The sequence below is a fragment of the Streptomyces sp. NPDC024698 genome, from assembly GCF_055559015.1.
Genome location: NZ_JBVHLK010000001.1, coordinates 364,413 through 377,760, shown reverse-complemented (window position 1 = coordinate 377,760; position 13,348 = coordinate 364,413). Strand labels below are relative to the sequence as shown.

13 protein-coding genes are annotated in these 13,348 nt (G+C 72.3%); 4 read left to right on the top strand and 9 right to left on the bottom strand.

What is annotated here, in order from left to right; all coding sequences use genetic code 11:
- Positions 1–5 precede the first annotated feature (5 nt).
- Positions 6–2,513 (top strand): glycoside hydrolase family 3 protein, encoded by a 2,508-nt coding sequence (locus tag ACZ4AA_RS01675; RefSeq protein WP_467593575.1) that lies wholly within the window; start codon positions 6–8, stop codon positions 2,511–2,513.
- 81 nt (positions 2,514–2,594) lie between these two features.
- Here ACZ4AA_RS01675 and ACZ4AA_RS01670 read toward each other — a convergent pair whose 3' ends face one another.
- The gene (locus ACZ4AA_RS01670; protein WP_467593572.1) at positions 2,595–3,569 is read right to left on the bottom strand and encodes an aldose epimerase family protein; all 975 of its coding nucleotides are present in this window, start codon (positions 3,567–3,569) and stop codon (positions 2,595–2,597) included.
- A 217-nt stretch (positions 3,570–3,786) separates the two neighbouring features.
- Positions 3,787–4,674: an SGNH/GDSL hydrolase family protein gene (locus ACZ4AA_RS01665; RefSeq protein ID WP_467593569.1), complete on the bottom strand. Its 888-nt coding sequence runs from the start codon at positions 4,672–4,674 to the stop codon at positions 3,787–3,789.
- 309 nt (positions 4,675–4,983) lie between these two features.
- Between ACZ4AA_RS01665 and ACZ4AA_RS01660 the strand changes: the two genes are divergently transcribed.
- Positions 4,984–5,478, top strand: a complete 495-nt coding sequence (locus ACZ4AA_RS01660; RefSeq protein WP_467593567.1) for a DUF3145 domain-containing protein — start codon at positions 4,984–4,986, stop codon at positions 5,476–5,478.
- A gap of 123 nt (positions 5,479–5,601) precedes the next feature.
- On the opposite strand, the gene fabF is transcribed toward ACZ4AA_RS01660, so the two are convergent.
- The 5 genes from fabF to ACZ4AA_RS01635 form a co-directional block, all read right to left on the bottom strand.
- Positions 5,602–6,873: a beta-ketoacyl-ACP synthase II gene (fabF, locus tag ACZ4AA_RS01655; protein WP_467593564.1), complete on the bottom strand. Its 1,272-nt coding sequence runs from the start codon at positions 6,871–6,873 to the stop codon at positions 5,602–5,604.
- A gap of 126 nt (positions 6,874–6,999) precedes the next feature.
- Entirely contained in the window at positions 7,000–7,248 is a 249-nt protein-coding gene (locus tag ACZ4AA_RS01650; RefSeq protein ID WP_339129164.1) for an acyl carrier protein, read from the bottom strand.
- A 75-nt stretch (positions 7,249–7,323) separates the two neighbouring features.
- Positions 7,324–8,355: a beta-ketoacyl-ACP synthase 3 gene (locus ACZ4AA_RS01645; protein ID WP_467593561.1), complete on the bottom strand. Its 1,032-nt coding sequence runs from the start codon at positions 8,353–8,355 to the stop codon at positions 7,324–7,326.
- Between the two features lie 13 nt (positions 8,356–8,368).
- Positions 8,369–9,286 (bottom strand): ACP S-malonyltransferase, encoded by a 918-nt coding sequence (locus ACZ4AA_RS01640; RefSeq protein WP_467593559.1) that lies wholly within the window; start codon positions 9,284–9,286, stop codon positions 8,369–8,371.
- 89 nt (positions 9,287–9,375) lie between these two features.
- A complete protein-coding gene (locus ACZ4AA_RS01635; RefSeq protein ID WP_467593556.1) occupies positions 9,376–10,581 on the bottom strand; it encodes a PucR family transcriptional regulator in 1,206 nt (401 codons plus the stop codon).
- A 93-nt stretch (positions 10,582–10,674) separates the two neighbouring features.
- On the opposite strand from ACZ4AA_RS01635, the gene ACZ4AA_RS01630 reads away from it, so the two are divergent.
- The gene (locus ACZ4AA_RS01630; RefSeq protein ID WP_467595081.1) at positions 10,675–11,331 is read left to right on the top strand and encodes a pirin family protein; all 657 of its coding nucleotides are present in this window, start codon (positions 10,675–10,677) and stop codon (positions 11,329–11,331) included.
- 55 nt (positions 11,332–11,386) lie between these two features.
- On the opposite strand, the gene ACZ4AA_RS01625 is transcribed toward ACZ4AA_RS01630, so the two are convergent.
- Complete coding sequence (locus tag ACZ4AA_RS01625) at positions 11,387–12,208, bottom strand: serine hydrolase domain-containing protein (protein ID WP_467593554.1); 822 nt, start codon at positions 12,206–12,208, stop codon at positions 11,387–11,389.
- An 18-nt stretch (positions 12,209–12,226) separates the two neighbouring features.
- A complete protein-coding gene (locus ACZ4AA_RS01620) occupies positions 12,227–12,697 on the bottom strand; it encodes a GNAT family N-acetyltransferase (protein WP_467593551.1) in 471 nt (156 codons plus the stop codon).
- A 95-nt stretch (positions 12,698–12,792) separates the two neighbouring features.
- Here ACZ4AA_RS01620 and ACZ4AA_RS01615 point away from each other — a divergent pair, with 95 nt between their 5' ends.
- A complete protein-coding gene (locus ACZ4AA_RS01615) occupies positions 12,793–13,263 on the top strand; it encodes a MerR family transcriptional regulator (protein ID WP_467593548.1) in 471 nt (156 codons plus the stop codon).
- The last annotated feature ends 85 nt before the right edge of the window (positions 13,264–13,348 follow it).

Here is a 13,348-nt window from a genome sequence, read left to right as displayed (position 1 = left end):
CCGCCATGGCGGAGACTGCGGTGGGGACGGGGAACGGCCGACAGGACGCGGAAGGGACGGCGGACGCGGCCCGCGAGGCCGTCGTCGAGGAGGCCCTGGGCCGGCTCGGCCCGGACGCGAAGGCCCGGCTGCTGTCCGGACGGAACATGTGGGCCCTGCCCGCGCTCCCCGAGATCGGGCTGAGCTCCCTCGTCATGTCCGACGGCCCCATCGGCGTCCGCGGTGTCCGCTGGAGCGCCGACGACCCCTCCGTCGCGCTCCCCTCGCCCACCGCGCTCGCCGCGAGCTGGGACCCGGAGCTGGCCCGCCGCGCCGGCGTGCTGCTCGCCCAGGAGGCCCGCCGCAAGGGCGTCCACGTCCTGCTCGCCCCGACCGTCAACCTCCACCGCTCACCGCTCGGCGGCCGCCACTTCGAGGCCTACAGCGAGGACCCGCTCCTGACCGGCGCGATCGGCAGCGGTTACGTCCGGGGCGTGCAGTCCGGCGGGGTCGCCACCACCGTCAAGCACTTCGTCGCCAACGACGCCGAGACCGACCGCTTCACCGTGAACAACCTCGTCTCCGAACGCGCCCTGCGCGAGCTGTACCTGGCGCCCTTCGAGACCATCGTCGACAAGGCCCGCCCCTGGGGCGTCATGACCGCCTACAACTCCGTCAACGGCACGACGATGAGCGAGCACCGCCGGCTCGTGAACGACGTCCTGCGCGGCGAATGGGGCTTCGACGGCTTCAACGTCTCCGACTGGATGGCGGCCCGCGACACCAGGGCCGCGATCGAGGGCGGCCTCGACGTCGCCATGCCCGGCCCCCGGACCGTCTACGGGGAACCGCTCGCCGCCGCCGTGCGGGCCGGCGAGGTGGCGCAGTCCGCGGTCGACGCGGCCGTCCGCAACGTGCTCCGGCTCGCCGCGCGCGTCGGCGCGCTGGAGGGCGCCGAACCCGTCGTGAGCGAACCGCCCGCGGCCGTCGACGGACCGGCGCTGGCCCGCGAGGTGGCCCGCCGGGGCTTCGTCCTCGTCCGCAACGAAGGCGCCCTGCCGCTCCCCGAGGGGCATCGGGTCGCCCTCATCGGCGCCGCGGCCCGCGACGCGCGCGTGCTCGGCGGCGGTTCCGCGACCGTGTTCCCCGCCTCGATCGTCTCGCCCCTCGACGGCCTCACCGCCGCACTGCCCGAGGGCGCGGTGACCTACGCCGTGGGCGCCGACCTCGCCGTCGAACTCCCCGTCGCCGACAAGGGGTTCGAGCTGCGCGCGGTCTGCCGCGACAGCTCCGGCCGGGTCATCGCCACCGCCTCCGCCCCGAACGGCCAGATCCAGTGGATGGGCGACGACCTGCCCGAGGGGGTCACCCTCCCCCAAGCTCCCGACTCCGCTCGAGCAGGGGGTACCCCCACGAACCTGCACAGCGTCGAACTCACCGGCACCTTCACCCCGCGGGCGTCGGGAACGCACACCTTCGGCATCAAGGGCCTGGGCGCGTTCACCCTCACCGTCGACGGCACGACGTACTTCGACGACGTCCAGGGCGCCCCCAAGGACGACCCCTTCGTGACGTTCTTCGGCGCCCCCGTCGCCCGCGGCCGGGCCGAACTCGCCGCGGGAGAACCGGTGGAGGTCTCCCTCACCCACGTCGTCGTGTTCCCCGAGGACGTCCCGATGAGGGTCGTCGGCTTCTCGCTCGCCCACCAGGAGCCCGTGCGCGACGCGGACGAACTGATCGCCGAGGCGGTCGCGGCGGCCCGCGCCGCCGACACCGCCGTCGTCGTGGTCGCCACCACCGAACGCGTCGAGTCCGAGGGCTTCGACCGCGCGGATCTCGGGCTCCCCGGCCGTCAGGACGAGCTGGTCCACGCCGTCGCCGCCGCCAACCCGAACACCGTCGTGGTCGTCAACTCCGGCTCCCCGGTGGAACTCCCGTGGCGCGACGAGGTCGCCGCCGTGCTCCTGAGCTGGTTCCCGGGCCAGGAGGGCGGCGCGGCCCTCGCCGACGTCCTCACCGGCGCCCACGAGCCGGGCGGCCGGCTCCCCACCACCTGGGGCTCCCTCGCCGACGCCCCGGTCACCCGGGTACGCCCCGAGGGCGGCGAACTCCCGTACACCGAGGACCTCTTCATCGGCTACCGCGCCTGGGAGAAGGAGGGCAGGACCCCCTCGTACGCCTTCGGGCACGGCCTCGGCTACACCGACTGGGCGTACGAGTCCATCGAGGTCGAGGGCACGAGAGTCACCGTCCGGGTCCGCAACCGCGGTGAGCGCGCCGGGCGCGAGGTCGTCCAGGTCTACCTCGCCCCCGCCGGAGCGGGCACCGAGCGGCCCGTCCGGGCGCTCGCCGGATTCGCCGGTGTCGAGGCCGCGCCGGGCGAGAGCGTCGAGGCCGTCGTGGAACTCCCGCGCCGCGCTTTCGAGATCTGGGACACGGCCACGGACACGTGGGCGTTTGTGAAGGGTTCGTACGAGATTCAGGCAGGCCGTTCCCTCACGGACCCTCGCCTGCGCACGATCATCGAGGCGTGAACAACGCGCCCGCCTTCGGCCGGCCCCGGCCCGGAACCTGACCTCCGGCCCGGGGCCCGCCGTTTGCCCCGCGGATACGACCTAGGACCGCACCGAGAACCCGTACACCGTCTCGGAGCGGTACACCCCGCCCGGCCGCAGCTCGGTGCTCGGGAAGTCCGGCCGGTTCGGGGAGTCGGGGAAGTGCTGGGTCTCCAGCGCGATGCCGTCGTTCGGGGCGAAGGGGTCGCTCAGGTGGTCGGCGGTGTAGAGCTGGAGGCCGGGTTCGGTGGTCGCGACCGTCAGCACCCGCCCGGACTCCGGGTGGTACAGCTCGGCGACCTCCACGGGAGCGCCGGTGGTCCCCTTGTCCAGGACGTAGTTGTGGTCGTAGCCCGCTCCGGTCTTGCGGGGTTCGCGGAAGTCGAAGCGGGTGCCCTCGACCGGGTCGAGCTCCCCGGTCGGGATCAGGGTCCCGTCCACCCGCGTCAACCGCGAGGCGTCGAGCCGGAGTTCGTGCCCGAGCGCGCTGCCGGAGCCGCCGAGGTTCCAGTACGTGTGGTTCGTCAGGTTCACCACGGTCGGCGCGTCGGTGACCGCCTCGTAGGCGATCCGCAGCGCGCCCCGCTCGTCCAGCGTGTACGTCGCCGAGACCTCCAGACGGCCCGGGAAGCCCTCCTCGCCGTCCGGGCTGACCCGGGAGAGCCTGAGCCCGTGTTCGAGCGGCTCCGCGTCCCACACGCGCTTGTCGAAACCGCCGTCGCCGCCGTGCAGCGAGTTGGGCCCGTTGTTCGCCTCCAGGCGGTACGTCACCCCGTCCAGCGGGAAACGCGCTCCGCCGATGCGGTTCGCGTACCGTCCGACCAGCGCGCCGAGGTACGGCTCGGGATGGGCCGTGTACCCCTCAAGGGCCGGGAAGCCCAGGGTCACGTCCACGGCCCGCCCGTCCCGGTCCGGCACCTCGGCCGACTGCACGATCCCGCCGTACGTGAGCACACGCACCCGGACTCCACCGCGCTCCAGCGTCCAGCGGTGGACCGGGGTGCCGTCGGAAAGTGTGCCGAAAAGTTCGCTCATGGGAGAAACCCTAGGTCCTGTCGTCAAATCCCCGTCGTCCGCCCGAAGGGCGGGCGCGGTGGCGTCAAGTGCGTGCTCTCGGCGTGCCGGCCCCAGGCCTGCGTACGGGACGTACTCGGGTTTGGGGCCGGTGCGCCGAGTGGGGGTGCCCCCTGCTCGAAGAGCTTGGGGGAGCGTGCATGGCGTCCCCGCGCAGGCGGGGATTTGACGACAGGACCTAGGTGACGGGTTCGCGTGACGTGACTGTGCGGTAGGCGATCTCCGCGAGTCGGGCCTGGCCGTCCCTGCTCGGGTGGAACCAGTCCCAGTGGCTCAGCTGGTCGGTGCCGAAGCGGTAGTCGAAGACCGCGTTCCCGTCGAAGCGGCAGCGCCGGTCCTTGGCGCACACCTCGCGCAGCACCTGGTTGTACTCCTTCACCCGGTCCCACACCTGGCCGCGCCGCAGCGTCGCCGCCGAGCCCAGCGAGTCCGCGTCACCGAGCATCGACGGGCAGATGCCCAGTTTCCACACCTGCTTGCCCAGCGGATTGCCGCGCCCCTCGGACCAGAGCCGCTTCAGATCCGGCACGCTCGACACGTACACCTGGGTCTTGGGCAGGGCCCGGCGCAGCGTGCTCATCGCCTCCTGGAACTCGCCGCGGAAGTCGGCGACGGGCGTCATCGCCGAGGCGGAGGAGCGGCAGGCGTCGTTCGCGCCCGCCATCACCGTCACCAGCTCGGGGCCGCGCGCCGCCGCCTGTTCCATCTGGCCGGGGAGGTCGGCCATCCGTGCGCCGGTCACCGCGTAGTTCCAGCTCCGCTCGGCCGCGCCGGTGGGGCCGAGCAGCCGTACGGCGAGCGAGTCGACCCGCGGATCGCTGCCCGTCGCCCACGACACCTCGGGGCAGTCGGACAGCACGCTGCACGCGTCGAAACCGCGCGTGATCGAGTCGCCGACCGCGGCCATGGAGTCCGGGCTGCGGTCCCAGACCGGCGTGGGCTTCGCCGAAGGCCGCGGCTTCGCGGTCCCGCGGGGAGCCGAGGAGTCGCAGGCGGCGGTGCCCAGGAGAGCCGCCGCCGCGGCGACGGCGAGGACGGCCCGCGAACGGTGGCTGCGATTCCGCATCCCCTGGTCTCCTCGTTCGTTGTACAGGGTTGGTCGGCATCCGCTCCGCGCGGTCGGTCGCACCACGTCGTACACGGTCGGTCGCGCCGCGTTTCCCTGGTGCGGCCGTCTCCACCCGGGAGGCGGACCCGGATCCCCGGCAGGGGAGTCCGGACACGTCCCGCCGGGTGAAACCTCGGCGGTTCACGGCGCTTGGACCGACGGTACGTCACACTCCTTGCGCCGCCGCAGGGTAGCCTCGCCACGTGGCCGCCCTGCCACTGCCGTTCCGCTAAGTTACAAGATGTCTCGCTCTGTCCGGAGGCCCCAGTGACGACACGTGGAGTTCTCTACGTGCACTCCGCGCCCCGCGCGTTGTGTCCGCATGTCGAGTGGGCGGTCGCCGGGGTGCTCGGCACACGCGTCAACCTCGACTGGATCCGGCAGCCCGCCGCGCCGGGCACCTGGAGATCCGAGTTCTCCTGGAAGGCCGAGGCCGGCACCGCCTCCAAGCTCGCCTCCGCGCTGCGCGGCTGGCACCTGCTGCGCTTCGAGGTCACCGCCGAGCCCTGCCCCACCGCCGAGGGCGAGCGCTACAGCTGCACCCCTCAGCTCGGCATCTTCCACGCGGTCACCGGGATCCACGGCGACATCCTCATCCCCGAGGACCGGCTGCGCGCCGCGCTGCTGCGCTCCCAGCGCGGCGAGAGCGACCTGGAGGCCGACCTCGCCAAGCTTCTCGGCAAGCCCTGGGACGACGAGCTGGAGCCCTTCCGCTACGCGGGCGAGGGCGCCCCGGTCCGCTGGCTGCACCAGGTGGTGTGACCCCGCGACGTGACGCTCCGTCAAGGGCGCCCGAACGCGAACAGCAAACACGTACGGCGTGTGGCCCGTACCCCGTGAACCAGGGGTACGGGCCACACGCCGTACGGAGCCGCGCAACCGGCGTCAGACGGAGCGGAACGCCAGGACCACGTTGTGCCCGCCGAAGCCGAACGAGTCGTTCAGCGCGGCGATACGGCCCTCGACGGGCAGCTTGCGGGCCTCGCCGCGCACGATGTCGGCGGCGGCCTCGGCCTCGGGGTCGAGGTTCTCGACGTTGATGGTCGGCGGGGCGAGCCGGTGGTACAGGGCGAGCACGGCCGCGACCGACTCGACACCGCCGGCGCCACCGAGGAGGTGACCGGTCATCGACTTGGTGGCGGAGACCGCGAAGTGGTCCGCGTGGTCGCCGAACACCTTGCGCAGCGCCTTGAGCTCGGCCACGTCACCGGCGGGCGTCGAGGTGGCGTGCGCGTTCACGTGCACGATCTCGGCCGGGTCCAGGTCGGTGTTGTCGAGCAGGCTCTGGAGGGCGTGCGCGATGCCGCGGCCCTCCGGCTCCGGCTGCACGATGTCGTGGCTGTCGGCCGAGATGCCCTGGCCGACCGCCTCCGCGTAGACGCGGGCGCCGCGCTTGGCGGCGTGCTCGGCGGACTCCAGGACGATGACGCCTGCGCCCTCGCCGAGGACGAAGCCGTCACGGGCGACGTCGTAGGGGCGCGAGGCACCCTCGGGGTCGTCGTTGTTCTTGGACATCGCCATCATGTTGCCGAACGCGGCGATGGGAAGCGGGTGGATGGCCGCCTCGGTGCCACCGGCGACGACGACGTCGGCGCGGCCCGTGCGGATCATCTCGATGGCGTAGCCGATGGCCTCGGCGCCGGAGGCGCAGGCGGAGACCGGGGTGTGCACACCGGCGCGGGCGCCCACGGCGAGACCCACGTTGGCGGAGGGACCGTTCGGCATCAGCATCGGAACGGTGTGCGGGGAGACGCGGCGAACGCCCTTCTCCTTCAGCACGTCGTACTGGTCGAGCAGAGTGGTCACACCACCGATGCCGGAGGCGATGACCGTGCCCAGCCGGTCGGGGTCGACACTCGGGTCCTCGCCCGCCTTGTCGGTGAAACCGGCGTCGGCCCAGGCCTCCTTGGCCGCGATCAGCGCGAACTGCGCCGAGCGGTCGAGACGGCGGGCCTGCGGGCGGGGGATGACCTCGCCCGGCTCCACGGCGATCTGCGCCGCGATACGGACGGCCTGGTCGGCGGCCCACTCCTGTTCGAGGGGGCGGACGCCGGAACGTCCGGCGATCAGGCCCTCCCAGGTAGAGGCTGCGTCGCCACCCAGCGGTGTGGTTGCGCCGATACCGGTGACGACCACGGTGCGATTGGTCGGGCTCACGGGAATTCTTTCTCCAACGGATACGAGGATTCAGCGGCGCCACCGCCGGGTGGCGGGGCATCAGCCAGGGCGAACCGGGGCACGCGGCCCCGGTCACCCGGACGGTCGGCCCAGGTGACCGGAAGGTCAGGCCTGGTGCTCGAGGATGTAGGCGGTCGCGTCGCCGACGGTCTTGAGGTTCTTGACGTCGTCGTCCGGGATCTTGACGTCGAAGCGCTCTTCGGCGGCGACGACGACCTCGACCATGGACAGCGAGTCGACGTCCAGGTCGTCGGTGAAGGACTTGTCCAGCTGGACGTCCTCGGTGGGGATCCCGGCGATCTCGTTGACGATCTCGGCGAGACCTTCGACGATCTCTTCCTGAGTGGCGGCCATGTCAGGCGCTCCTTCGGTGTGTTTCCAGAGGGGTGGCGATGTTCCGTACGGACCGGATGATCCGGTACGGAGTGCCTAGGGGAGGGTAACGACGGTCGCGGCGTACACGAGACCCGCCCCGAAGCCGATGACGAGCGCGGTGTCGCCGCTCTTCGCCTCACCGGTCGCCAGGAGCCGCTCCATCGCGAGCGGGATCGAGGCGGCCGAGGTGTTGCCGGTGGTGCGCACATCACGCGCGACCGTGACGTGTCCCGGCAGTTTCAGCGTCTTCACCATCGAGTCGATGATCCGCTCGTTGGCCTGGTGGGGAATGAAGACATCCAGGTCGTCCGAGCTGATCCCGGCCGCGTCCAGCGCCTGCTGTGCGACCTTCGCCATCTCGAACACGGCCCAGCGGAAGACCGCCTGGCCCTCCTGCGTGATGGCAGGGAACTTGATCTCGCCCTTGGAGTCGAGCGGGAGGTTGGAGACGTCGCCGACCTTGAAGCGGTCCCACGGCACGGTCTGCTTGATCGTGCCGGCCTTGTCGCCCTCGCTGCCCCAGACGGTGGGGCCGATGTGCGGCTCCTCGGAGGGGCCCACGACGACCGCGCCCGCGCCGTCGCCGAACAGGAAGGCCGTCGCACGGTCCTCCAGGTCGGTCAGGTCGGACAGCCGCTCCACGCCGATGACGAGGACGTACTCCGCCGAACCCTCGACGATCATGCCCTTGGCGAGGGTCAGACCGTAGCCGAAGCCCGCACAGCCGGCCGAGATGTCGAAGGCCGCGGCCTTGTTCGTGCCGAGCTTGTCGGCGATCTCGGTGGCGATGGCCGGGGTCTGGGAGAAGTGCGACACGGTGGAGACCACCACGGCGCCGATCTGGTCGGCGTTGATCCCGGCGTCGGCGATGGCCTTGCCGGACGCCTCGATCGACATCGCGGCGACGGTCTCCTCGTCGGAGGCCCAGTGCCGCGTCTCGATGCCCGAGCGCGAACGGATCCACTCGTCGGACGAGTCGATCGTCTCCAGGATCACCTCGTTGGGCACCACCCGGACGGGACGGTAACCGCCGACGCCGAGGATGCGCGCGAACGGAGCGCCCTTGGGTGCCTTGATCTTCGACATGCTCTCGGGCTCCTCAGCCGGCGCCGTGCTCGGCGATGAGTTCGCGAGCCGCGTCCAGGTCGTCGGGGGTCTTCAATGCCAGCGTCGGGACGCCGGGCAGCGCGCGCTTGGCCAGACCGGTCAGCGTGCCGCCGGGGCACACCTCGATCAGCGCGGTCGCGCCGAGTTCCCGGAAGGTCTCCATGCACAGGTCCCAGCGGACCGGGTTGGCGACCTGGCCGACCAGGCGGGAGACGACCTCGGTACCGGAGGCCACTGCCTGGCCGTCACGGTTCGAGACGTACGTGACCCGCGGGTCGGCCGGAGTCAGTTCCTCGGCGGCCTTCGCCAGCGCGTCGACCGCGGGGGCCATGTGGTGCGTGTGGAACGCGCCCGCCACCTTCAGGGCCACGACCCGCCGGACACCCTCGGGCTTGTCCGCCTCCAGCGCGGCCAGCTGCTCCAGCGTGCCCGCGGCCACGATCTGGCCGGCGCCGTTCACGTTCGCCGGGGTCAGCCCCAGCTTCTCCAGGTGCGCGACCGTCGTGTCGGGGTCCCCGCCGAGCAGCGCCGACATGCCGGTCCGTGTGATGGCGGCGGCCTCGGCCATCGCGAGGCCGCGCCTGCGCACGAGGGTCAGCGCGGCGGTGTCGTCGAGCACTCCCGCGAACGCGGCGGCGGTGATCTCGCCGACGCTGTGGCCGGCGACGGCTCCGGGGGTGACGTCACCGAGCGCGGCGGCGGACAGCAGCCCGGCGGCGACCAGGAGCGGCTGCGCGACGGCCGTGTCACGGATCGCGTCCGCGTCGGCCTGCGTGCCGTAGTGGGCAAGGTCCAGCTCGATGGCGTCCGACCACGCGGCGAGGCGTTCGGCGGCGCCGGGGAGGTCGAGCCAAGGAGTCAGGAAGCCGGGCGTCTGAGCGCCCTGGCCGGGAGCGACGAGTACGAGCACTCTCACACTCTCTCTTGTGGACGGCCACGACCGCCCGTGGGGACAGGGACGAAGAACACGAGGGGGAATTGTAGGGCCCCGACAAAAGCCTAGGTTTGTGGATCTCCATCGGCCAGACGCCCCAGGATCAGCGCGATCCGCAGCGTGAACGCCGACCGAACATCCGAGGGCGACCAGCCGGTGACGTCAGTCACACGTCGCAGCCGGTAGCGCACGGTGTTGGGATGGACGAACAGCATCCGGGCCGCGCCTTCGAGGCTGCTCGCCTGCTCCAGATAGACGCTGAGCGTCTCCAGGAGCGCCGAGCCCGCCTCCTCCAGCGGTCTGTAGATCTCCTCCACCAACTGGTCGCGGGCAGCCGGGTCTCCGGCGATCGCGCGCTCCGGCAGCAGATCGTCCGCCAGAACCGGACGCGGGGCGTCCTGCCAGGCGAAACAGGCCTTGAGTCCCGCCGCGGCGGCCTGCGCGGACCGGGTCGCGGCCAGCAGGTCGGGCACGATCGGCCCGGCGACGACCGATCCGGCGGCGTACGGACCGATCAGCGACTTGGCGACGGCGAGCGGGTTGTCGCTGCCGCCCGCGATGACGACCAGCCGGTCCCCGAGCACCCCCGTCAGCACCTGGAGCTTGGCGTGCCGTGCCGCCCGCCGGATCGCCTCGACCGTCAGCTCACTGTCACCGTCGGGTGCCGTGCCCAGCACCACGCAGACATGTTCGGGCGAGTTCCACCCGAGCGCGGCGGCCCGGGAGACGGCGCCCTCGTCGGCCTCGCCGGAGAGAACCGCGTTCACCACGAGCGACTCCAGGCGGGCGTCCCACGCGCCGCGCGCCTCCGCCGCCTGCGCGTACACCTGGGCGGTGGCGAAGGCGATCTCGCGGGCGTAGACCAGCAGCGCCTCGCGCAGCACGGACTCGTCGCCGGGGGCCGCCACCTCGTCGATGGCCGATTCCATGACCTCGATTGTCGTCCGCACCATCTCCACCGTCTGGCGCAGCGTGATGGCCCTGGTCAGCTCGCGTGGCGCGGTGCCGAAGACATCGGTGGAGATGGCCTGCGGGGCGTCCGGATGACGGAACCACTCGGTGAAGGCCGCGATACCGGCCTGGGCCACCAGACCGATCCACGACCGGTTCTCCGGTGGCATGGCCCGGTACCACGGCAGCGTCTCGTCCATCCTCGTGATGGCCTGGGCGGCGAGACTGCCGGCCGACTTCTCCAGCCGCTTGAGGGTCGCGGTGTGCGCGTCGACGTCGTGGGCTGGGCGCTCGGTGTTGCTGGCTTCGGGTTCGGGCACGGGACAAGACTGCCTTATCCGGACGGAGCCGTGCGGCGGCGGGTCGCAAGTAAGCGGGGGTGTGTGCCGGGCCGGAGCTACCGTGGTGGGGTGATGGACGTCCGCCGCGCCGACGAGCGCTACCGCGGAGGGGACCCGGCGGCCGGGATCTCCTCGCTCCACGCCTTTTCCTTCGGCCCGCACTACGACCCCGACAACCTCCGCTTCGGCGCGGTGATCGCCTGCAACGAGGAGCGGCTGGCCCCCGGCGCAGGCTTCGACGAGCACCCGCACAGCCACACCGAGATCGTCACCTGGGTGGTGGAGGGCGAGCTGACCCACCGCGACTCGTCGGGGAACGAGTCGGTGCTGCGGCACGGCGACGTCCAGCGGCTCAGCTCCGCGGGCGGCGTCCGCCACGTCGAGCGCAACGACGGCGAACTGCCGCTGGTCTTCGTCCAGATGTGGCTCGCGCCGATCGAGCCGGGCGGCGACCCGGCGTACGAGACCGTCCGCGGCATCGCCGACTCCACCCCGTACGCCGTCCCCGAGGCGGGGGCCATGCTCCATGTGCGCCGGCTGACGGCGGGCGAGCGCACGGCCGTCCCCGACGCGCCCTGCGTCTACGTGCACGTCGTGCGCGGCGAGGTCCGGCTGGACGGCGTGGAGCTGGGGGAGGGGGACGCGGCCCGGATCACCGACGCCAAGGACCTGGAACTGGTCGCGGGTGCACCGGCGGAGCTGCTGGTGTGGGAGATGACGCTCGGCTGACGCCGGGGCGCGGCATCCGGCCCCTGCGGTCGCCGGGGCCGGCGCCCGGCCCGGGTCAGGAGGCGAGTTCGGCCAGCACCGCGTCCGTGAACGGCGTCCACGCCTCGATCGCCCAGGGACCGAAGTTCCGGTCGGTCAGCGCGACGCAGGCGGCGCCCGCGGCCGGGTCGACCCACAGGAACGTACCGGCCTGACCGAAGTGGCCGAAGGTGCGCGGCGAGGACGAACTCCCCGTCCAGTGGGGCGACTTGGAGTCGCGGATCTCGAAGCCGAGCCCCCAGTCGTTGGGGTTCTGGTGGCCGTAGCCGGGCAGCACGCCCTTGGTCCCGGGGTACTGCACGGTCATCGCCTCCGCGAGCGTGCGCGGGTCGAGGAGGCGCGGCGCCTGGAGCTCGGCGGCGAAGCGCACGAGGTCGTCCACGGTCGAGACACCGTCCCTGGCGGGAGAGCCGTCCAGCGTCGTGCCGGTCATGCCGAGCGGTTCGAGGACCGCCTGGCGCAGATACTCCGCGAAGGGCATGTCCGCCGCCTTGGCGATGTGGTCCCCGAGCACCTCGAAGCCGGCGTTGGAGTACAGCCGCCGCTGCCCGGGGGTGAAGGTCGCCCGGTGCTCGTCGAAGGCCAGGCCCGAGGTGTGCGCGAGCAGATGGCGGACGGTCGAACCGGCGGGACCGGCGGGTTCGTCGAGCTCGATGGCCCCCTCCTCGTACGCGACGAGCGCGGCGTAGGCGGCGAGCGGCTTGGTGACGGAGGCCAGCGCGAACCGGTGCCCGCCGGGCCCGTGCGATCCGGCCACGGTGCCGTCCGCGCGGACGACCGCCGCGGCGGCGGTGGGAACGGGCCAGTTCGAGATCAGCGCCAGACTCTGCAAGGACATGCCCCGAGCCTAAGGCGGTCAGAGCGTCAGCCGCATCGAGGGGTCGCGCTTGTGGACGAAGCCGAGGGCCGTGTAGAGCGGCTCGGCCTCGGCGGAGGCGTTCAGGTCGACCTGGGCGACCCCGCGCGCGCGGAACCAGTCGAGCAGGGCCTCCATGCAGGCGCGGGCATAGCCGCGGTGCCGGGCGTCCGGATCGGTGGCGACGCTGAAGACGTGCCCGACCGCGCCGTGCGGATTGTCCTCCCGCCCGATCCGGTAGTCGATCGTCCCCGCGACGAGGGACGCGAGGGCTCCCGGCCGGTCCGGGTGGTCGATCACGAACGCGGCGAAGGAGCCCTCGGTGTCGGCGAGCTTCGCGCGGACGGTCGGCAGCGAGGCGGCGTGCCAGGAACTGGACGAGCCGGCGTCGAACAGCGCGTGGATCATCACCTGGCGCAGGCGCAGCACTTCCGGGCCGTCCTCGGGCGTGGCACGGCGTACGAGACTCATGATCGGCACGGTATCCACCACCTCCCGGCCATGTCCTGGCATTTTCCGCCGGTTCGGCTTGCCTGGAGTGCGCTCGAAGGTTTTAGCGTGGGGGCATGACGGTGATGGAGACCACAGCCGAGGCCACCGGGACCGACAGCTGCGCCGAGCCCCCCGAGCGGGAGCCGCGGCGCCCCGACGGCCGCGACAACTACACGATCAGCGAGGTCGTCGCCTTCACCGGCCTCAGCGCGCACACCCTGCGCTGGTACGAGCGCATCGGGCTCATGCCGCACATCGACCGCTCGCACACCGGCCAGCGCCGCTACAGCAACCGCGACCTGGACTGGCTCGGCCTCGTCGGCAAGCTCCGGCTCACCGGGATGCCGGTCGCCGACATGGTCCGCTACGCGGAGATGGTGCGCGCCGGCGATCACACGTACACGGACCGCTACGAGCTCCTGGAGGCCACGCGCCGCGACGTCAGGGCCCGGATCGCGGAGCTCCAGGACACGCTGGCCGTGCTGGACCGGAAGATCGGCTTCTACGGGGACGCGAGCCGCGCCCTCGCCTCGGAGCGTTCCTGACGGCGGATCCCTGACGGCGGACAGCCCTGACAGGGGCGGTCCGGCCGGCGGACGGGTGTGGCCGGCACCCCAGGGGTGCCGGCCC

What these genes read in the sequence shown, in the direction of transcription:
- ACZ4AA_RS01665 (WP_467593569.1), bottom strand. Translation starts at nt 4,674, where the DNA reads ATGCGGAATCGCAGCCACCGTTCGCGGGCCGTCCTCGCCGTCGCCGCG.
- ACZ4AA_RS01630 (WP_467595081.1), top strand. Translation starts at nt 10,675, where the DNA reads ATGGACGTCCGCCGCGCCGACGAGCGCTACCGCGGAGGGGACCCGGCG.
- ACZ4AA_RS01615 (WP_467593548.1), top strand. Translation starts at nt 12,793, where the DNA reads ATGACGGTGATGGAGACCACAGCCGAGGCCACCGGGACCGACAGCTGC.
- ACZ4AA_RS01670 (WP_467593572.1), bottom strand. Translation starts at nt 3,569, where the DNA reads ATGAGCGAACTTTTCGGCACACTTTCCGACGGCACCCCGGTCCACCGC.
- ACZ4AA_RS01625 (WP_467593554.1), bottom strand. Translation starts at nt 12,208, where the DNA reads ATGTCCTTGCAGAGTCTGGCGCTGATCTCGAACTGGCCCGTTCCCACC.
- ACZ4AA_RS01650 (WP_339129164.1), bottom strand. Translation starts at nt 7,248, where the DNA reads ATGGCCGCCACTCAGGAAGAGATCGTCGAAGGTCTCGCCGAGATCGTC.
- ACZ4AA_RS01645 (WP_467593561.1), bottom strand. Translation starts at nt 8,355, where the DNA reads ATGTCGAAGATCAAGGCACCCAAGGGCGCTCCGTTCGCGCGCATCCTC.
- ACZ4AA_RS01620 (WP_467593551.1), bottom strand. Translation starts at nt 12,697, where the DNA reads ATGAGTCTCGTACGCCGTGCCACGCCCGAGGACGGCCCGGAAGTGCTG.
- ACZ4AA_RS01675 (WP_467593575.1), top strand. Translation starts at nt 6, where the DNA reads ATGGCGGAGACTGCGGTGGGGACGGGGAACGGCCGACAGGACGCGGAA.